Annotated in this window: 9 protein-coding genes; 5 read left to right on the forward strand and 4 right to left on the reverse strand. The window is 70.4% G+C overall.

The window, feature by feature from the left end; all coding sequences use genetic code 11:
* Positions 1-144: 144 nt before the first annotated feature.
* Together AB3X07_RS04760 and AB3X07_RS04765 are read right to left on the reverse strand one after the other, a co-directional pair.
* Positions 145-2,790: a PAS-domain containing protein gene (locus tag AB3X07_RS04760; RefSeq protein ID WP_369943219.1), complete on the reverse strand. Its 2,646-nt coding sequence runs from the start codon at positions 2,788-2,790 to the stop codon at positions 145-147.
* Between the two features lie 228 nt (positions 2,791-3,018).
* On the reverse strand, positions 3,019-4,188 hold the full coding sequence (locus AB3X07_RS04765; protein ID WP_369943221.1) for an OprO/OprP family phosphate-selective porin: 1,170 nt from the start codon (positions 4,186-4,188) through the stop codon (positions 3,019-3,021).
* 475 nt (positions 4,189-4,663) lie between these two features.
* Between AB3X07_RS04765 and AB3X07_RS04770 the strand changes: the two genes are divergently transcribed.
* Both AB3X07_RS04770 and AB3X07_RS04775 read left to right on the forward strand, forming a co-directional pair.
* The gene (locus AB3X07_RS04770; protein WP_369943223.1) at positions 4,664-6,001 is read left to right on the forward strand and encodes a dicarboxylate/amino acid:cation symporter; all 1,338 of its coding nucleotides are present in this window, start codon (positions 4,664-4,666) and stop codon (positions 5,999-6,001) included.
* A gap of 149 nt (positions 6,002-6,150) precedes the next feature.
* Positions 6,151-8,445: an NADP-dependent malic enzyme gene (locus AB3X07_RS04775; RefSeq protein ID WP_369943225.1), complete on the forward strand. Its 2,295-nt coding sequence runs from the start codon at positions 6,151-6,153 to the stop codon at positions 8,443-8,445.
* Between the two features lie 617 nt (positions 8,446-9,062).
* Here AB3X07_RS04775 and AB3X07_RS04780 read toward each other — a convergent pair.
* Positions 9,063-9,302 (reverse strand): helix-turn-helix domain-containing protein, encoded by a 240-nt coding sequence (locus AB3X07_RS04780; RefSeq protein WP_369944651.1) that lies wholly within the window; start codon positions 9,300-9,302, stop codon positions 9,063-9,065.
* Between the two features lie 278 nt (positions 9,303-9,580).
* Here AB3X07_RS04780 and AB3X07_RS04785 point away from each other — a divergent pair, with 278 nt between their 5' ends.
* From AB3X07_RS04785 to AB3X07_RS04795, 3 genes are read left to right on the forward strand one after another with little or no spacing between them, the layout of a single operon-like run.
* Entirely contained in the window at positions 9,581-9,778 is a 198-nt protein-coding gene (locus tag AB3X07_RS04785; protein ID WP_369943227.1) for a zinc-finger domain-containing protein, read from the forward strand.
* Between the two features lie 11 nt (positions 9,779-9,789).
* On the forward strand, positions 9,790-10,902 hold the full coding sequence (locus AB3X07_RS04790; protein ID WP_369943229.1) for a glycosyltransferase: 1,113 nt from the start codon (positions 9,790-9,792) through the stop codon (positions 10,900-10,902).
* Positions 10,883-12,247 (forward strand): O-antigen ligase family protein, encoded by a 1,365-nt coding sequence (locus tag AB3X07_RS04795; protein ID WP_369943230.1) that lies wholly within the window; start codon positions 10,883-10,885, stop codon positions 12,245-12,247. Before AB3X07_RS04790 ends, AB3X07_RS04795 begins: the two co-directional genes overlap by 20 nt.
* A gap of 323 nt (positions 12,248-12,570) precedes the next feature.
* Here AB3X07_RS04795 and AB3X07_RS04800 read toward each other — a convergent pair whose 3' ends face one another.
* Positions 12,571-13,515: an LpxL/LpxP family Kdo(2)-lipid IV(A) lauroyl/palmitoleoyl acyltransferase gene (locus AB3X07_RS04800; protein ID WP_369943232.1), complete on the reverse strand. Its 945-nt coding sequence runs from the start codon at positions 13,513-13,515 to the stop codon at positions 12,571-12,573.
* Positions 13,516-13,636 lie beyond the last annotated feature (121 nt).

Genomic DNA, 13,636 nt, shown 5'->3' on the forward strand with positions numbered 1-13,636 from the left:
GCATTGGCGGTCGCTCGCGTCGCCAGGATTTCGCCCAAGGTGAAGTGGTCGGCGTAACGCTTCTAACCAATTCTCGAGACACGGACGCGGGGCGGGCCGCCACTTCACGCAATGCGTGCAACGCATCGCGTGATCTACCCAGGTCTAGCCGCGCAGCAGCATCTGCGTCATCAGCGCGCGCAGCGCCGGCGCGCGCACCGGCTTGGACAGGAAACCCCAGCCGCGTTCCTGGGCCAGCGCGCGCAAGGCCGGATCCGGTTCGGCGGTGACCAGGATCACCCGCGGCGCGGCGTTCCAGCGTTCGCATAGCCGGGCGAACAGGGCCGGGCCGTCGTGCGCGCCCATGCGCACGTCCAGCAGCACCAGCTCCGGCGCCTGACCCGGCTGCGCCGCGGCCAGTGCGTCCTCTGGGCCTGCCGCCAGTTCCACCCGGCACGCCCAGCGCTCCAGCAGCGCGCGGCTGGCCTCGCACACGCGCGGATCGTCGTCGATGCACCAGACCCGGCAGCCGTGCAGGATCGGGTCGTCGCCGTTGTCGCTGGCCATCGCGGTCGGCGGCTGCAGCCGCGCCGCGGCGGCGGCATCGCCCAGCGGCACGGTGACCGTGAACACGCTACCGTGGCCCAACTGCGAACGCAGGCCGATGCGGTGGCCGAGCAGGCGACCGATGCGCTCCACGATCGCCAGGCCTAGCCCGGCGCCGCGGTCCTGCGCGACGCCGTCGCCGAGGCGGCGGAATTCCTCGAAGATCTCCTGCTGCAACGCCTCCGGGATGCCGGGGCCCTGGTCGTGGACTTCGATGCGCAGGCTGTCGCCGTCGCGCCGGCAACCCAGCAGCACGCGGCCGCGCGGGGTGTAGCGCAGCGCGTTGGACAGGAAGTTCTGCAGGATGCGCCGCAGCAGCGTCTCGTCGCTGCGCACCGCCGCGCGCGTGGGCACGTAGTCCAGGCGCAGGCCGCGATCCTCGGCGACGATGCCGAACTCGTGCGCCAGCGCCTGCAGCAACGGTCCCAACGCGAAATCGCGCACCTGCGTCTTCAGCGTGCCCGCTTCCAGGCGCGAGATGTCCAGCAGGCTGTTGAGGATCGCGTCCTGCGCGACCAGCGCGTTGTCGACATGGTCGGCGAGCTGCCGCGCGTCGGCGTCGGGCAGCCTGCCGCGCAGCGCCGAGACGAACATGCGCGCGGCGTTGAGCGGCTGCAGCAGGTCGTGCACCGCCGAGGCGACGAAGCGGGTCTTGTAGCGGTTGGCGTTCTCCGCCTCGCGCTTGGCCTCGGCCAAGTCGCGGGTGCGCTCGGCCACGCGATGCTCCAGCGCGTCGGCCAGCGAGCGCAGTTCGCGCGCGGCGTTCTTGTAGCTGGTGATGTCGGCGTAGCTGGTGACGAAGCCGCCATCGGGCAGCGGATTGCCGCGGATTTCCAGCACCGTGCCGTCGTCCTTCTCGCTCTCGCGCATGTGCGGACGGCCGCTGCGCAGGTGATCCAGGCGGCGCTGGATCGCCGCCTCCACCGGGCCGGGGCCGAGCAGGCCGCGGCGCGCGTTGTAGCGGAACACGTCCTCGATCGGGCGGCCGATGCGGATCAGGTCCGGCGGGAAGCGGAAGATCTCCAGGTAGCGCGAATTCCACGCCACCAGGCGCAGTTGCGCGTCGATGATCACCACGCCCTGCGGCAGGTGCTCCAGGCTGCGGCTGAGGCCGGTATCGGCCTGCTGCGCCGCCTGCACGATGCCGTCCTGCGCGGTGCGCAATTCCTGCGCGTGTTGCTGCAGCAGCGTTTCCAGCTCGCGCCGGCTGCGCTGGCGTAGCCGCGCCAGGCGCTGGCGCTGCTGGAACAGCAGGCCCAGGAACACCAGCGCCAGCCAGATGCCGCCCGCGGCCAGGGCGGCGGCGCGGCCGGCGGCGCGGCTGCCGCCGAGGTCGTGCAGCAGATGCAGGCGCCAGCCGCTCTCCGGCAGCGCCATGCTCTGCCACAGCACCGGCATGCGTTGCGCGGGCACGTCGATGCGCACCACCTGGCTGCCGTCGTCCAGCGTCTCCAGGCTGCGCCGCTGCGTCGGCAGCAGCGCCTGCCGCGCGTACTGCCGGGTGGCGAGCAACTCCTCGCGTTCGTGCGCGCTCAGCGGCTGCAGCTGGCGGTAGCGCCAGGCGTCGCGGCTGGACAGGAACACCACGCCGTGGCGGTCGCTGACCAGCACCACATCGGGCACGCGCAGCCACTCGCGTTCCAGCGCGGCCAGCTCGATCTTGATCACGATGACGCCGAGGGTGCGCCCGGCCTCGTCGCGGATCGCCTGCGACAGGAAGTAGCCGGGCACGCCGGTGGTCATGCCGATGCCGTAGAAGCGGCCGCTGCCCTGCGCCAAGGCCTGCTTCACGTAGGGGCGGAAGCTGTAGTCGGCACCGACGTTGCTGCTGGTCAGGCGCCAGTTGCTGGCGGCCACGGCGACGCCATCGGCGCCGATCAGGGTCAGCGTCGAGGAGCGGGTGACGTCGTTGGCGCGTTCCAGCTTCAGGTTCAGTCGCTGGTGCGTGGCCGGGTCCGGCGGCTGGGTCAGTGCCGCGCGCAGTTCCGGATCCAGCGCCAGCACCTGCGGCAGGGTGCGGTAGCGGTCGATGCGCTGCTGCAGGCTCTGCGCGTACAGATCCAGTTGCTGGCGCAGTTGCCGGCTCTCGGCGCGCAGCGCGCGCTGCTCGGCGAACTGCCCGGCCGAGAACATCGCCAGCGCCATGCCGCCGAGGACGGCGAGCAGGAGCAGGGCGAGGTGGCGATAGCGCGAAGCGGACTGCATGCGGAAGAGTGGCCGGACGAGGCCGTCAGCTTAGCGGCAGCCGGGCGCGTGCGTGCCGCAGGCTGCAAACGCGGGCGGGTTCGACCGCGTTGCCGGTCGCGGTGGCCACGGGCGCAATGCGGCACCGTGGCGCGGCCGGCAGACGCAGGCCGCGCCATGGCGAAGGAAGCGTCCCGCCCGGGCGCTGCCGAGCGGGTGGCAAACCAGGAACCCGTCAGCGCCTGCCGATCAGAACTGGACCTGCGCGCGCAGGTCGAACGAATCCGGCTTGGTGCGCACGCCGGCACGCTCGGCGTCGGCGCGCACGTAGTTGGCTTGGAACTTGAAGTGGCTGGTCAGGTACCAGTTCGCGCCCACGGTCCAGTCGTGCTGGCGGCCGCCGAGCACGCTGCCGTCGTCCAGGTCCAGGCGGCTGTAGCGCACCAGCAGTTCCACCGCGCCATAGGCATTGGCCGGCTTGATGTTGGCGACGTTGCCGGCGCTGTACGGACGCGACTCGCCGGTCAGCACGTAGCTGGCGAAGGCGTACTGGCCATCGGCGGTGTAGTCGGGGCGGCCGTTGTCGCGGGTGACCTCGGCGCGCAGCGCCTCGCCCTGCAGCGAGAACGGGCCCTTGATCCAGATCGCCTCCAGGCCGGTGCGGCGCACCTGGTCGGCATCGACCAGGGTGCCCGAGTCGACCAGGCGCACGTCGGTCAGGCCGGCTTCCGGGCGCGCGCGCAGGCGCACGCGCGGGCTGAAGCTCACGTCCAGGCCGTTGTGGTAGCCGCGCGGATTCTCCTGCGAATAGGCCAGGCCCAGGTGCAGCACATCGCCCTCGGCCTTGAACGGGGTCCACACGCCGCGCACCGCCTGCGTGGTGCCGGGATTGTCGCCCTGCAGGTCCTTGCCGCCGTACGCGCCGGCCTGCAGCAGGTACTGCGGACGCTCGAAGGTCCATTCCACGCCGGTGCGGCGGCCCTGGTAGATCGCCTGGATCGGCAGCGCGGTTTCCAGGAAGCTGTCGGCGCGCGAACTGGTCACGCCTTCCAGGCCGACCGGCACCTTGATGTAGCCCAGGCGCACCTTGCCGTAGTCGGCGCCGAACAGGGCCTTGGTCTCGAAGCGGAAGAACACGTCCAGCCACAGCTTGGACTGGAAGTCGAAGTACACCATCGCGTCGTACACGCCCTTCTTCTTCAGCGTCGCACCGAATTCCTTGCGGCGGAAGGCGTTGTCGTCCTCCAGCCGCGGATCGTCGTCGGAGAAGTTGTTCCAGTCGTAGCCGTAGTTGCCGGTGACGGCCAGTTCGGTGCCGTCGTTGAAGGCGACCTTGGTCGGCCAATCGTCGAAACCGCTGGCGGCGGCGGGAGCGGCGGCGGTCAGGCACAGCGCGGCGAACAGAAGGGAATGGCGCATGGTGTGAGGTCTTCTCGATGAGGAAAAAGCGCGCCGGCACTCGACTGACGGGACGGCAAGGCTTGCGCGGGCGGTGCAGCGGACAACCGAGCGGGGCCGACCCTCGGCCGCGCTGCGGGCGCGTCCGTCGGAACAACGAGCCGCCCGCATGCAATAGCGGACGCATCCGGCGGTTCTTTACAGCGATGTTGCGATGGTGCGACGGCGCATTCCCCCTGAATACGCATGCGCCGGCGGCAGCGCCGGCGGCGGATCGGGACGAGGCGCCGCGCCAGCGGGGGCGTGCCCCGGCGCTGGCATTGCGCGTCGCACCGCCCTCCCAAGCGCGTGCCGGGGACACTGTAACTGCGCCGGCAACGCTGCGAACAGAGGACTAGTACCAATAGGTTATCTGCTTAGAAGCCGGCGCCGCGTACAAAGGCAGCGTTCCGCGACCCGTCTCGGGTTGCCGGCCTCTCTGCTCCGGAGCGCACGCATGCATATCCCAACTTCCCCGGCCACCCAGGCGCCGTCGCGACCGGTACCGTTCTATCGGCATACCTATGTCCAGGTGTTGGTGGCTATCGTCATCGGCGCGGCGCTCGGCCATCTGGAGCCGCACTTCGCCACCCAGCTCAAGCCGCTGGCCGACGCCTTCATCAAGCTGGTGAAGATGATCATCGCGCCGGTGATCTTCCTGACCATCGTCACCGGCATCGCCGGCATGACCCATCTGAAGACGGTGGGCCGGGTGTTCGGCAAGGCGATGGTGTACTTCCTGTTCTTCTCCACCCTGGCGCTGGTGGTGGGCATGATCGTCGCGCACGTGGTGCAGCCGGGCGCGGGCATGAACGTCAACGTGGCGACGCTGGACCAGAGCAAGGTCGATGGCTACGTGCAAAAGTCGCACGAACTGACCCTGCTCGGCTTCCTGATGGACATCATCCCGAAGACCTTGCTCAGCCCGTTCGTCGGCGACAACATCCTGCAGGTGCTGTTCGTGGCGGTGCTGTTCGGCGTGTCGCTGGCGCTGGTCGGCGAGCGCGGCAAGCCGGTGCTGAACGTGCTGGAGGCGCTGGTCGCGCCGGTGTTCAAGCTGGTGCACATCCTGATGAAGGCCGCCCCGATCGGCGCGCTGGGCGCGATCGCCTACACCATCGGCGAACACGGCCTGCATTCGCTGGTGCAGCTTGCCTGGCTGGTCGGTTCGTTCTACGTCACGTCCTTGCTGTTCGTGGTGGTGATCCTCGGTGCGGTGGCCTACTTTTGCGGGTTCTCGATCTTCAAGCTGATCCGCTATCTGAAGGCGGAACTGCTGCTGGTGCTGGGCACGTCATCGTCGGAATCGGCGCTGCCGTCGCTGATGGAGAAGATGGAGCGCGCCGGCTGCGAGAAGTCGGTGGTCGGCCTGGTCGTGCCCACCGGCTACTCGTTCAATCTCGACGGCACCAACATCTACATGACCCTGGCGGCGCTGTTCATCGCCCAGGCCACCAATACGGAACTGACCCTTGGCCATCAGATCACGCTGCTGCTGGTGGCGATGCTCAGCTCCAAGGGCGCGGCCGGCGTGACCGGCGCCGGTTTCATCACCCTGGCGGCGACGCTGGCGGTGGTGCCGGAAGTGCCGGTGGCCGGCATGGCGCTGATCCTGGGCGTGGACCGCTTCATGAGCGAGTGCCGCTCGCTGACCAACTTCATGGGCAACGCGGTGGCGACCGTGGTTGTGTCGCGCTGGGAGAACGCGCTGGACCGCGATCGCCTGCGCCTGGCACTGGATGGCGAGGCCGCGCCGTTGCCGGCGGTGACGGCCGAGCCGCTCGCGGTCCGCTGATCCGCGGCAGCGCACGACGCGCCGGCAGTGCCGGCGCGTCGCGCTTTTTCCGGCGCCGGCGCGCGCGGCGACAGCCGCCAGACAGGCCGGCCACGGCCGCGGAGGGTAGAATTCCCAGCCTCCGCGCCTTTCGACAAAAGAAGCCCTCGATGTCAAACGACGATTTCAAACAGGCCGCCCTCGACTATCACCGCCAGCAGCCGCCGGGCAAGATCAAGGTCTCCGCGACCAAGCCGATGCTGACCCAGCGCGACCTCTCCCTGGCCTATTCGCCGGGCGTGGCCTTCGCCTGCGAAGCGATCGTCGCCGACCCGAACCAGGCTAGCGAACTGACCGCGCGCGGCAATCTGGTCGCGGTGATCAGCAACGGCACCGCGGTGCTGGGCCTGGGCAACATCGGCCCGCTGGCGTCCAAGCCGGTGATGGAAGGCAAGGGCGTGCTGTTCCAGAAGTTCGCCGGCATCGACGTGTTCGACATCGAGATCAACGAGAACGATCCGGACAAGCTGGTCGACATCATCGCCAGCCTCGAGCCGACCTTCGGCGGCATCAACCTGGAAGACATCAAGGCGCCGGAGTGCTTCATCGTCGAGCGCAAGCTGCGCGAGCGCATGAACATCCCGGTGTTCCACGACGACCAGCACGGCACCGCGATCATCGTCGGCGCGGCCGTGCTCAACGCGCTGGTGGTCACCGGCAAGAAGATCGAAGAGGTCAAGCTGGCCACCACCGGCATGGGCGCGGCCGGCATCTCCTGCGTCAACATGCTGGTCTCGCTGGGCCTGAAGCCGGAGAACATCCTGGCGCTGGACCGCGACGGCGTGATCCACACCGGCCGCACCGACCTGGATCCGGACAAGGCGCGCTACGCCCGCGACACCGACAAGCGCACCCTGGCCGAGATCGTCGAGGGCGCGGACATCTTCCTGGGCCTGTCGGCCGCGGGCATCCTCAAGCCGGAGATGGTGGCGACGATGGCGCCGCAGCCGGTGATCTTTGCGCTGGCCAATCCGAATCCGGAAATCACCCCGGAGGCGGCCAAGGCGGTGCGCCCCGACGCGATCATCGGCACCGGCCGTTCGGACTATCCGAACCAGATCAACAACGTGCTGTGCTTCCCCTACCTGTTCCGCGGCGCCATCGATGTCGGCGCCACCGGCATCAACGAGGAGATGAAGATCGCCTGCGTCAAGGCGATCGCGGCGATGGCGCGGCGCGAGGCCTCGGACCTGGGCGCGGCCTACGGCGGCGAGACGCCGAGCTTCGGCCCCGACTACCTGATCCCGCGGCCGCTGGATCCGCGCCTGCTGGTCGAACTGTCCTCGGCGGTGGCGCAGGCGGCGATGGAGTCGGGCGTGGCCACGCGGCCGATCGCCGACATGGCCGCCTACCGCGACAAGCTCAGCCAGTTCGTCTACCGCACCAGCCTGATGATGAAGCCGGTGTACGACCGCGCCCGCGCCGACAAGCAGCGCGTGGTCTACGCCGAGGGCGAAGAGGAAGTGGTGCTGCGCGCGGTGCAGAGCGTGATCGACGAAGGCCTGGCGTTCCCGATCCTGATCGGCCGCCCCGACGTGATCGAGGCGCGCATCCAGCGCCTGGGCCTGCGCATCACCGCCGGCGTGGATTTCGAGATCACCAACATCCACGACGATCCGCGCTTCAACGACTACTGGCAGTACTACCACGCGCTCACCGAGCGTCGCGGCGTCACCGTCACCGCGGCCAAGGAACTGATGCGCTCGCGGCCGACGCTGATCGCGGCGGTGATGGTCGCGCGCGGCGAAGCCGATGCGCTGCTCACCGGCGTGGTCGGTCGCTTCCACAAGAAGCTCGGCTACGCGCGCAGCGTGATTCCGCTGGAGCCGAAGGTCAGCTCGACCTCGGCGATGACCGGCGTGATCAACCAGCAGGGCGCGTTCTTCTTCGTCGACACCCACGTGCAGGAAGATCCGAGCGTGGAGCAGATCGTCGAGGCCACGCTGCAGGCCGCCTATCGCCTGAAGCTGTTCGGCATCGAACCGAACATCGCGCTGCTGTCGCATTCCAACTTCGGCAGCCACGATTCGCGCGACGCGCTGAAGATGCGCCAGGTGCGCGAAGCGCTGCTCAAGCGCAAGCCCGAGCTCAACATCGACGGCGAGATGCAGGGCGACACCGCATGGGACGAAGCGCTGCGCAAGCAGATCATGCCCAACAGCACCCTGAAGGGCCGCGCCAACCTGTTCGTGCTGCCGAACCTGGAAGCGGCCAACATCGCCTACAACCTGGTGCGCGTGTTCACCGACGGCGTGGCGATCGGCCCGATCCTGATGGGCATCTCCAAGCCGGTGCACATCCTTACCACCAGCGCCACCTCGCGCCGGGTGATGAACATGACCGCGATCGCCGCGGTCGATGCGCAGATCCGCAAGCAGTTGGAGGCGGAGAAGGGCGCGCCGTAACGAGCGTGGGTGGGATGCCCGGCGGGTGCGCGCGCGATCGCCGATCGCGCCCGCTCGGGCGGGCCGGCGATGCGGGAATCGGCGTGTGTTGCTTGCGGACGTGGCGCGCTAGCGGACTTGCCGCTGCGCAATCGCAGCGTTGGCACCCGGGTGGCGTGGGCCAGTGCCCATGTGACCAACGGCCGGTGCGGGCCGCCGGCCGGGACATGCGGCATCGTGCTGGGCGGAAGCGGAAGCTGCGGTGCGGCGTTGGGGGTGGCGCGCATCGCGATGCGCAAGGGTGACCAGGGTGCGCGCCCGAGGCGCGTCGCTGGTTTCGCTGGGCATATCGGAATGAGGCGCGTCGCGCCCGGTCTCGATTGGAGCAGCGCTCCAACGACCGACTCCAGGGTGGGGTGGTGTCCTGCGCTTGCGTTGCCCAGGCCCGCATGCCGATGCCGCACCTCGCCTGGCTGCGACGCGACGCGGCCCGCGAATCGCAGGCCGGCAGCGCATAAACGGTTTAAAGTTCCGCGCGCAACGGTCGGCAACCGGCCAGCACAGACATCACGCTACCAAGCGCGTTGCGTGCGATTCGTGCAACGCCGAAGCGGCGCCAATACGGCGCCGCGAGGCCCTCAGGCCATCCGCTTGCCTACCGGCAACGGCAGGCTTTCGTGCTCGCCCTGGTTCAGCTTGGACGGCTTGCCGGTCAGCAGCACATAGGCATCGACGCCGGTAAGTTCGGCGATCTTCAGCAAATGCCGGGCATTGGGCACCGAACGATTGTTCTCCCAGTGACCCAGCGTGCTATGCGCCACACCAAGCAAGGCTGCCAGCTCGCGCAGCGTGAAACCGGCATTGCGCCGCGCCTGCATCAATCGCACACCTATATCCACGGGACACCTCGGAGCGGCAGGTTTGCGCCGCGTGTTCCCGAGCATAGTGGATGTGATCGTCCCGTATCAAGCCGGTCCATGCGGGTCATCCGAACCCGGCCACGACCTGGCTTGGACCCGGGCCGTCTGCAGCGAGACAGTGGCGAGACAGGAACGAGACAAGGGGGGCTGCGAGTCGGCATCGGGCGGCGCCCCTCGGCGCGCGCGCCGGGCGGACTGCTAGAATTCGCTGTCCCCACCCGCCGTGCCCTACCGCCATGAGCCATACCGCCACCGCGCCCGCCAATGCAGAGAAGCGCTACAGCGTCCACCGCGCCGACCTGCCGCTGAGCTGCCCGACCCCGGAGATGGCGCTGTGGAACTCGCACCCGCGGGTCTATCTGCCGGTGGACGAGGAACCCAGCCACGAGGCCAAGTGCCCGTACTGCGGCGCGGTCTTCGTGCTGGTCGACTGACCGCCGGCGCGATGCAGCGCCTGACCGTGGTGCAACTGCTGCCGGCGCTGGAATCCGGCGGCGTCGAACGCTCCACCCTGGAAATCGCCGCGGCGCTGGTCGCCGCCGGGCATCGCGCGCTGGTGGTGTCGGCCGGCGGCCGGCTGCTGCCGGCGCTGGCCGCGACCGGGGCCGAGCACATCGCCCTGGACATCGGCCGCAAGTCGCTGCTGACCCTGCGCCACGTGCCGCCGCTGCGCCGCCTGTTCGTGCGCGAGGGCGCGGACATCGTGCATGCGCGCTCGCGGCTGCCGGCCTGGCTGGGCTGGTACGCGCTGCGCGGGTTGCCGGCGGCGCAGCGGCCGCGCTTCGTCACCACCGTGCACGGGCTCAATTCGCCCAGCCGCTACAGCGCGATCATGACCCGTGGCGAGCGCGCGATCTGCGTGTCCGCCACGGTCCGCGACTACGTGCTGCGCCATTACCCGCGTACCGACCCGGCGCGGCTGCGGGTGATCCCGCGCGGCATCGATCCGGCGCAGTTCCCGCGCCGTCCGCGGCCCGATCCCGCGGCGCGCGCCTGGGCCGCGACCCAGGCGCCGGCCATCGCCGGCGACGGTCCGCTGCTGCTGTTGCCCGGGCGCGGTACCCGGCTCAAGGGCCACAGCGACGCGTTGCGCCTGCTCGCCGCGCTGCGTGCCGACGGCAGCGATGCGCGGCTGTGGTTGCCCGGCGCGCGCGAGGCCGGGCGCGCGGCCTATGTGCAGGAACTGGAGGCCGAAGCCGCGGCGCTGGGCATCGCCGCCGCGGTCGCGTTCACCGCGCCGACCGCGCGCATCGCCGAGGCCTATGCGGCCAGCGACCTGGTGCTGCAGCTGTCGCGCAAGCCGGAGGCGTTCGGGCGCACCGTGGTCGAGGCGCTGGCGGTGGGGCGGCCGGTGCTGGGCTGGGCGCACGGCGGCGTTGGCGAGTTGCTGGCGCAGTTGCAGCCCGAGGGCGCGGTACCGGCCTTCGATCCGGCGGCCTTGTGCGCCGCCGCCACGCGCCTGCTGGCGCATCCGCCGCCGCCGCTGGCGGCGATCCCCTACACCCTGCAGGCCATGCAGCGTGCGACCCTGGCCGTCTATGACGAACTCCGCCACTGAGTCCTCCCTGCTCCCGCCGCTGACGTCGGCGCGCAGCGAACGCTGGGCGCCGGTGTGGGTGCTGACGTTCGTGGCGCTGTGGCCGGCGCCCGGCCTGGCCGCCGCGGTGCTGGCGCTGGGCGCGCTGGTCACCCTGGCGCGGTTGCTGCACAGCCGCTTCCGCGGCGGCGCCAGCCTGCTCAGCGGTCCGGCCTGGGCGCTGACCACGCTGCTGTTCCTGACCTATTGGCTGCCGCAACCGTTGTCGGCGCTGGACGCGGTGGACGTGCCGCTGGCGCTGCGCGAATCGGCGGTGGACCTGCGCTTCCTGCCGTTCCTGTGGCTGGTGGCGATGGCGGTGGCGACACCACGCGGCCGCCGGACCACCTTCAACGGCCTGGCCATCATCGCCGCGCTCTGGACCGTGGATGCCCTGGCGCAGGCGCTGTTCGGCACCAGCCCGTTGTTCTGGTCGATGGACCAGCTGAAGTGGGCGATCAGCCAGCATGGCCTGTGCACGGCGCAGGAGATCGCGCTGGCCGATCGCCTCAGCGGCGTGTTCGGGCCGTGCAACCTCAAGTTCGGACAGGTGCTGGCCAGCCTGTCGCCGTTTCTGCTGTTCGCGGCCGGGCGCCGCGGCGGCGCCTGGGGCTGGCTGCTGGCGACGGCGCTGGTGGGCGTGGTGTTGCTGCTGGCCGGGTCGCGCGCCTCATGGATCACCTATGCGCTGGTGGTGTTGCTGTCAGGCCGGCGCCTGCTCGGCACGCGCCGCCTGCTGGCGCTGGGGGTGGCCGCGGTGTTGGTCGCCGGTGTGCTCGGCGCGCTCTCGCCGCAGGTGCGCGAACGCTTCGCCCGCACCACGCTGGCGCTCAGCGGGCGCGCGGCCGACGTCAACGCGGCGCTGGCCGGGCGCAGCCAGATCTGGGACGCGTCGTTGTGCATGATCCGCCAGCATCCGCTCAATGGCGTCGGCGTGCGCGGCTTCCGCGAGGCCTATGTGGGCTGCGACCCGGATCCGGCGCACGGCGGCGCCTGGGGCCGCGAGCCGGCCTTCCATGCTCACCAGGTCGTGCTCGAAGTGCTCAGCGAGACCGGCGTGATCGGTTTGCTGCTGTGGCTGGCCGGCGCCGCGCAGGCGTGGCGCGCCTGGCGCTACGCCTCGCCGCAGGCGCGCGAGCGGGCGCGGCCGGCGATGCTGGCGCTGCTGGCGACGGTGTTCCCGTTCAACACCCACCTCGCGTTCTATTCCTCGTTCTGGGGCTCGCTGGCGCTGATGCTGGTGGGCCTGTATGTCGGCGCGCTGTTGGCCGAGGAGCGCGACGCCGAGGGCGATGGCGCGCAGGCGGCCTTGCCCGCCTCTGCCTGACCGCGATCGCACGAGGCTTCGCCCGTACCCTCATCCGCCCCTGCGGGGCACCTTCTCCCGAGGGGAGAAGGAACAGCCTAGCCCCTCTCCCGCCGGGAGAGGGGTTGGGGTGAGGGTCCGGCGCGAAAGCGACGCGCGGAGTTGGGTGCACGAGGCTTCGCCCGTACCCTCATCCGCCCCTGCGGGGCACCTTCTCCCGACGGGAGAAGGAAGAGCCTAAGCCCCTCTCCCGTCGGGAGAGGGGTTGGGGTGAGGGTCCGGCGCGAAAGCGACCCGCAGACTCAGGCGCGCAATGGTGCGGCGCCCATTTCCCCGCATCCAGCTCAGTCGCGTTCGTAGAACGTGCTGCGGCCGCCGGGCTGGCGCTTGAAGCGGCGGTGGATCCAGAGATACTGCGCCGGCGCCTCGCGCACCATCGCCTCGATCGCGGCATTGACCCGCGCGGTGTCGGCGACCATGTCCTGCGAAGGGAAGTCCTCCAGCGGCGGGGCGATGCGCAGCACGTACTCGGCGCCTTCGCGGCGGTGGAAGTACGGCACCACCGCGCAGCCGGTCAGCCGCGCCAACTGGTGGGTGGCGGTGATGGTGGCCGCGGGCATGCCGAAGAACGGTACGAACACGGTGTCCTTGCCGCGCATGTCCTGGTCCGGCGCGTACCACAGGAAACCGCCGCGCTTGAGGTGGCGCACGCTGCCGCGCAGGTCCTCGTTGGCGAACATGGCACTGGCGTAGCGCAGCCGGCCGCGCTTGACCGCCCATTCGAACACCGGATTGCGGTGGCGGCGGTACATACCGGCCAGCGGCACGTATTGGCACAGCAGGCGGCCGCACATCTCCAGGGTCATGAAATGGCCCGATACCAGCAGCACGCCGCGGCCCTGCGCCTGCAGCGCGCGCAGGTGGTCCAGGCCTTCGATGCGGGTGCGGCCGCGGATCGCGGCGAGGCTGCCCCACCAGGCGCGCGCGAACTCGAACACGCCCACGCCCAGCGCATCGAAGCTGTCGCGGAGCAGGCGTTCGCGCCACGCCTCGCTCTGTTCGGGGAAGCACAGTTTCAGGTTCACCTCGGCGGCGTGGCGGCGGGTGCCGGCAAGGCGCAGGGCGAGCCAGCCGACGCCGCGGCCGAGCGCGCGCTGCAGCAGCCAGGGCAGCCGCGCCAGGACCACGGCCAGGCCGAGCAGCAGCCAGGTCGGCCAGTGCCTCGGCGAGCGCGGCGGCGGCGCGGCGGTGGTGGCGGAGGCCGGGGGGGCGGGGGAGGCGTCTGACATGGGCCAAGTTTAGCGGGTGCGGGCGCACCAGGGTCGGCGTGGTGCGGCGCCGCGCATCCGCTGCGCGCGGTCGGCGCGGTGCCGGCGATCGTCTGCCGCCTGCGCGACGCAACCCGGTATG

It is taken from the genome of Xanthomonas sp. DAR 35659 (genome assembly GCF_041242975.1).
Taxonomy (GTDB): domain Bacteria; phylum Pseudomonadota; class Gammaproteobacteria; order Xanthomonadales; family Xanthomonadaceae; genus Xanthomonas_A; species Xanthomonas_A medicagonis.

Coding starts and splice junctions, on each gene's coding strand:
- AB3X07_RS04760 (WP_369943219.1), bottom strand. CDS start 2,790: ATGCAGTCCGCTTCGCGCTATCGCCACCTCGCCCTGCTCCTGCTCGCC.
- AB3X07_RS04795 (WP_369943230.1), top strand. CDS start 10,883: ATGACGAACTCCGCCACTGAGTCCTCCCTGCTCCCGCCGCTGACGTCG.
- AB3X07_RS04765 (WP_369943221.1), bottom strand. CDS start 4,188: ATGCGCCATTCCCTTCTGTTCGCCGCGCTGTGCCTGACCGCCGCCGCT.
- AB3X07_RS04785 (WP_369943227.1), top strand. CDS start 9,581: ATGAGCCATACCGCCACCGCGCCCGCCAATGCAGAGAAGCGCTACAGC.
- AB3X07_RS04775 (WP_369943225.1), top strand. CDS start 6,151: ATGTCAAACGACGATTTCAAACAGGCCGCCCTCGACTATCACCGCCAG.
- AB3X07_RS04780 (WP_369944651.1), bottom strand. CDS start 9,302: ATGCAGGCGCGGCGCAATGCCGGTTTCACGCTGCGCGAGCTGGCAGCC.
- AB3X07_RS04790 (WP_369943229.1), top strand. CDS start 9,790: ATGCAGCGCCTGACCGTGGTGCAACTGCTGCCGGCGCTGGAATCCGGC.
- AB3X07_RS04770 (WP_369943223.1), top strand. CDS start 4,664: ATGCATATCCCAACTTCCCCGGCCACCCAGGCGCCGTCGCGACCGGTA.
- AB3X07_RS04800 (WP_369943232.1), bottom strand. CDS start 13,515: ATGTCAGACGCCTCCCCCGCCCCCCCGGCCTCCGCCACCACCGCCGCG.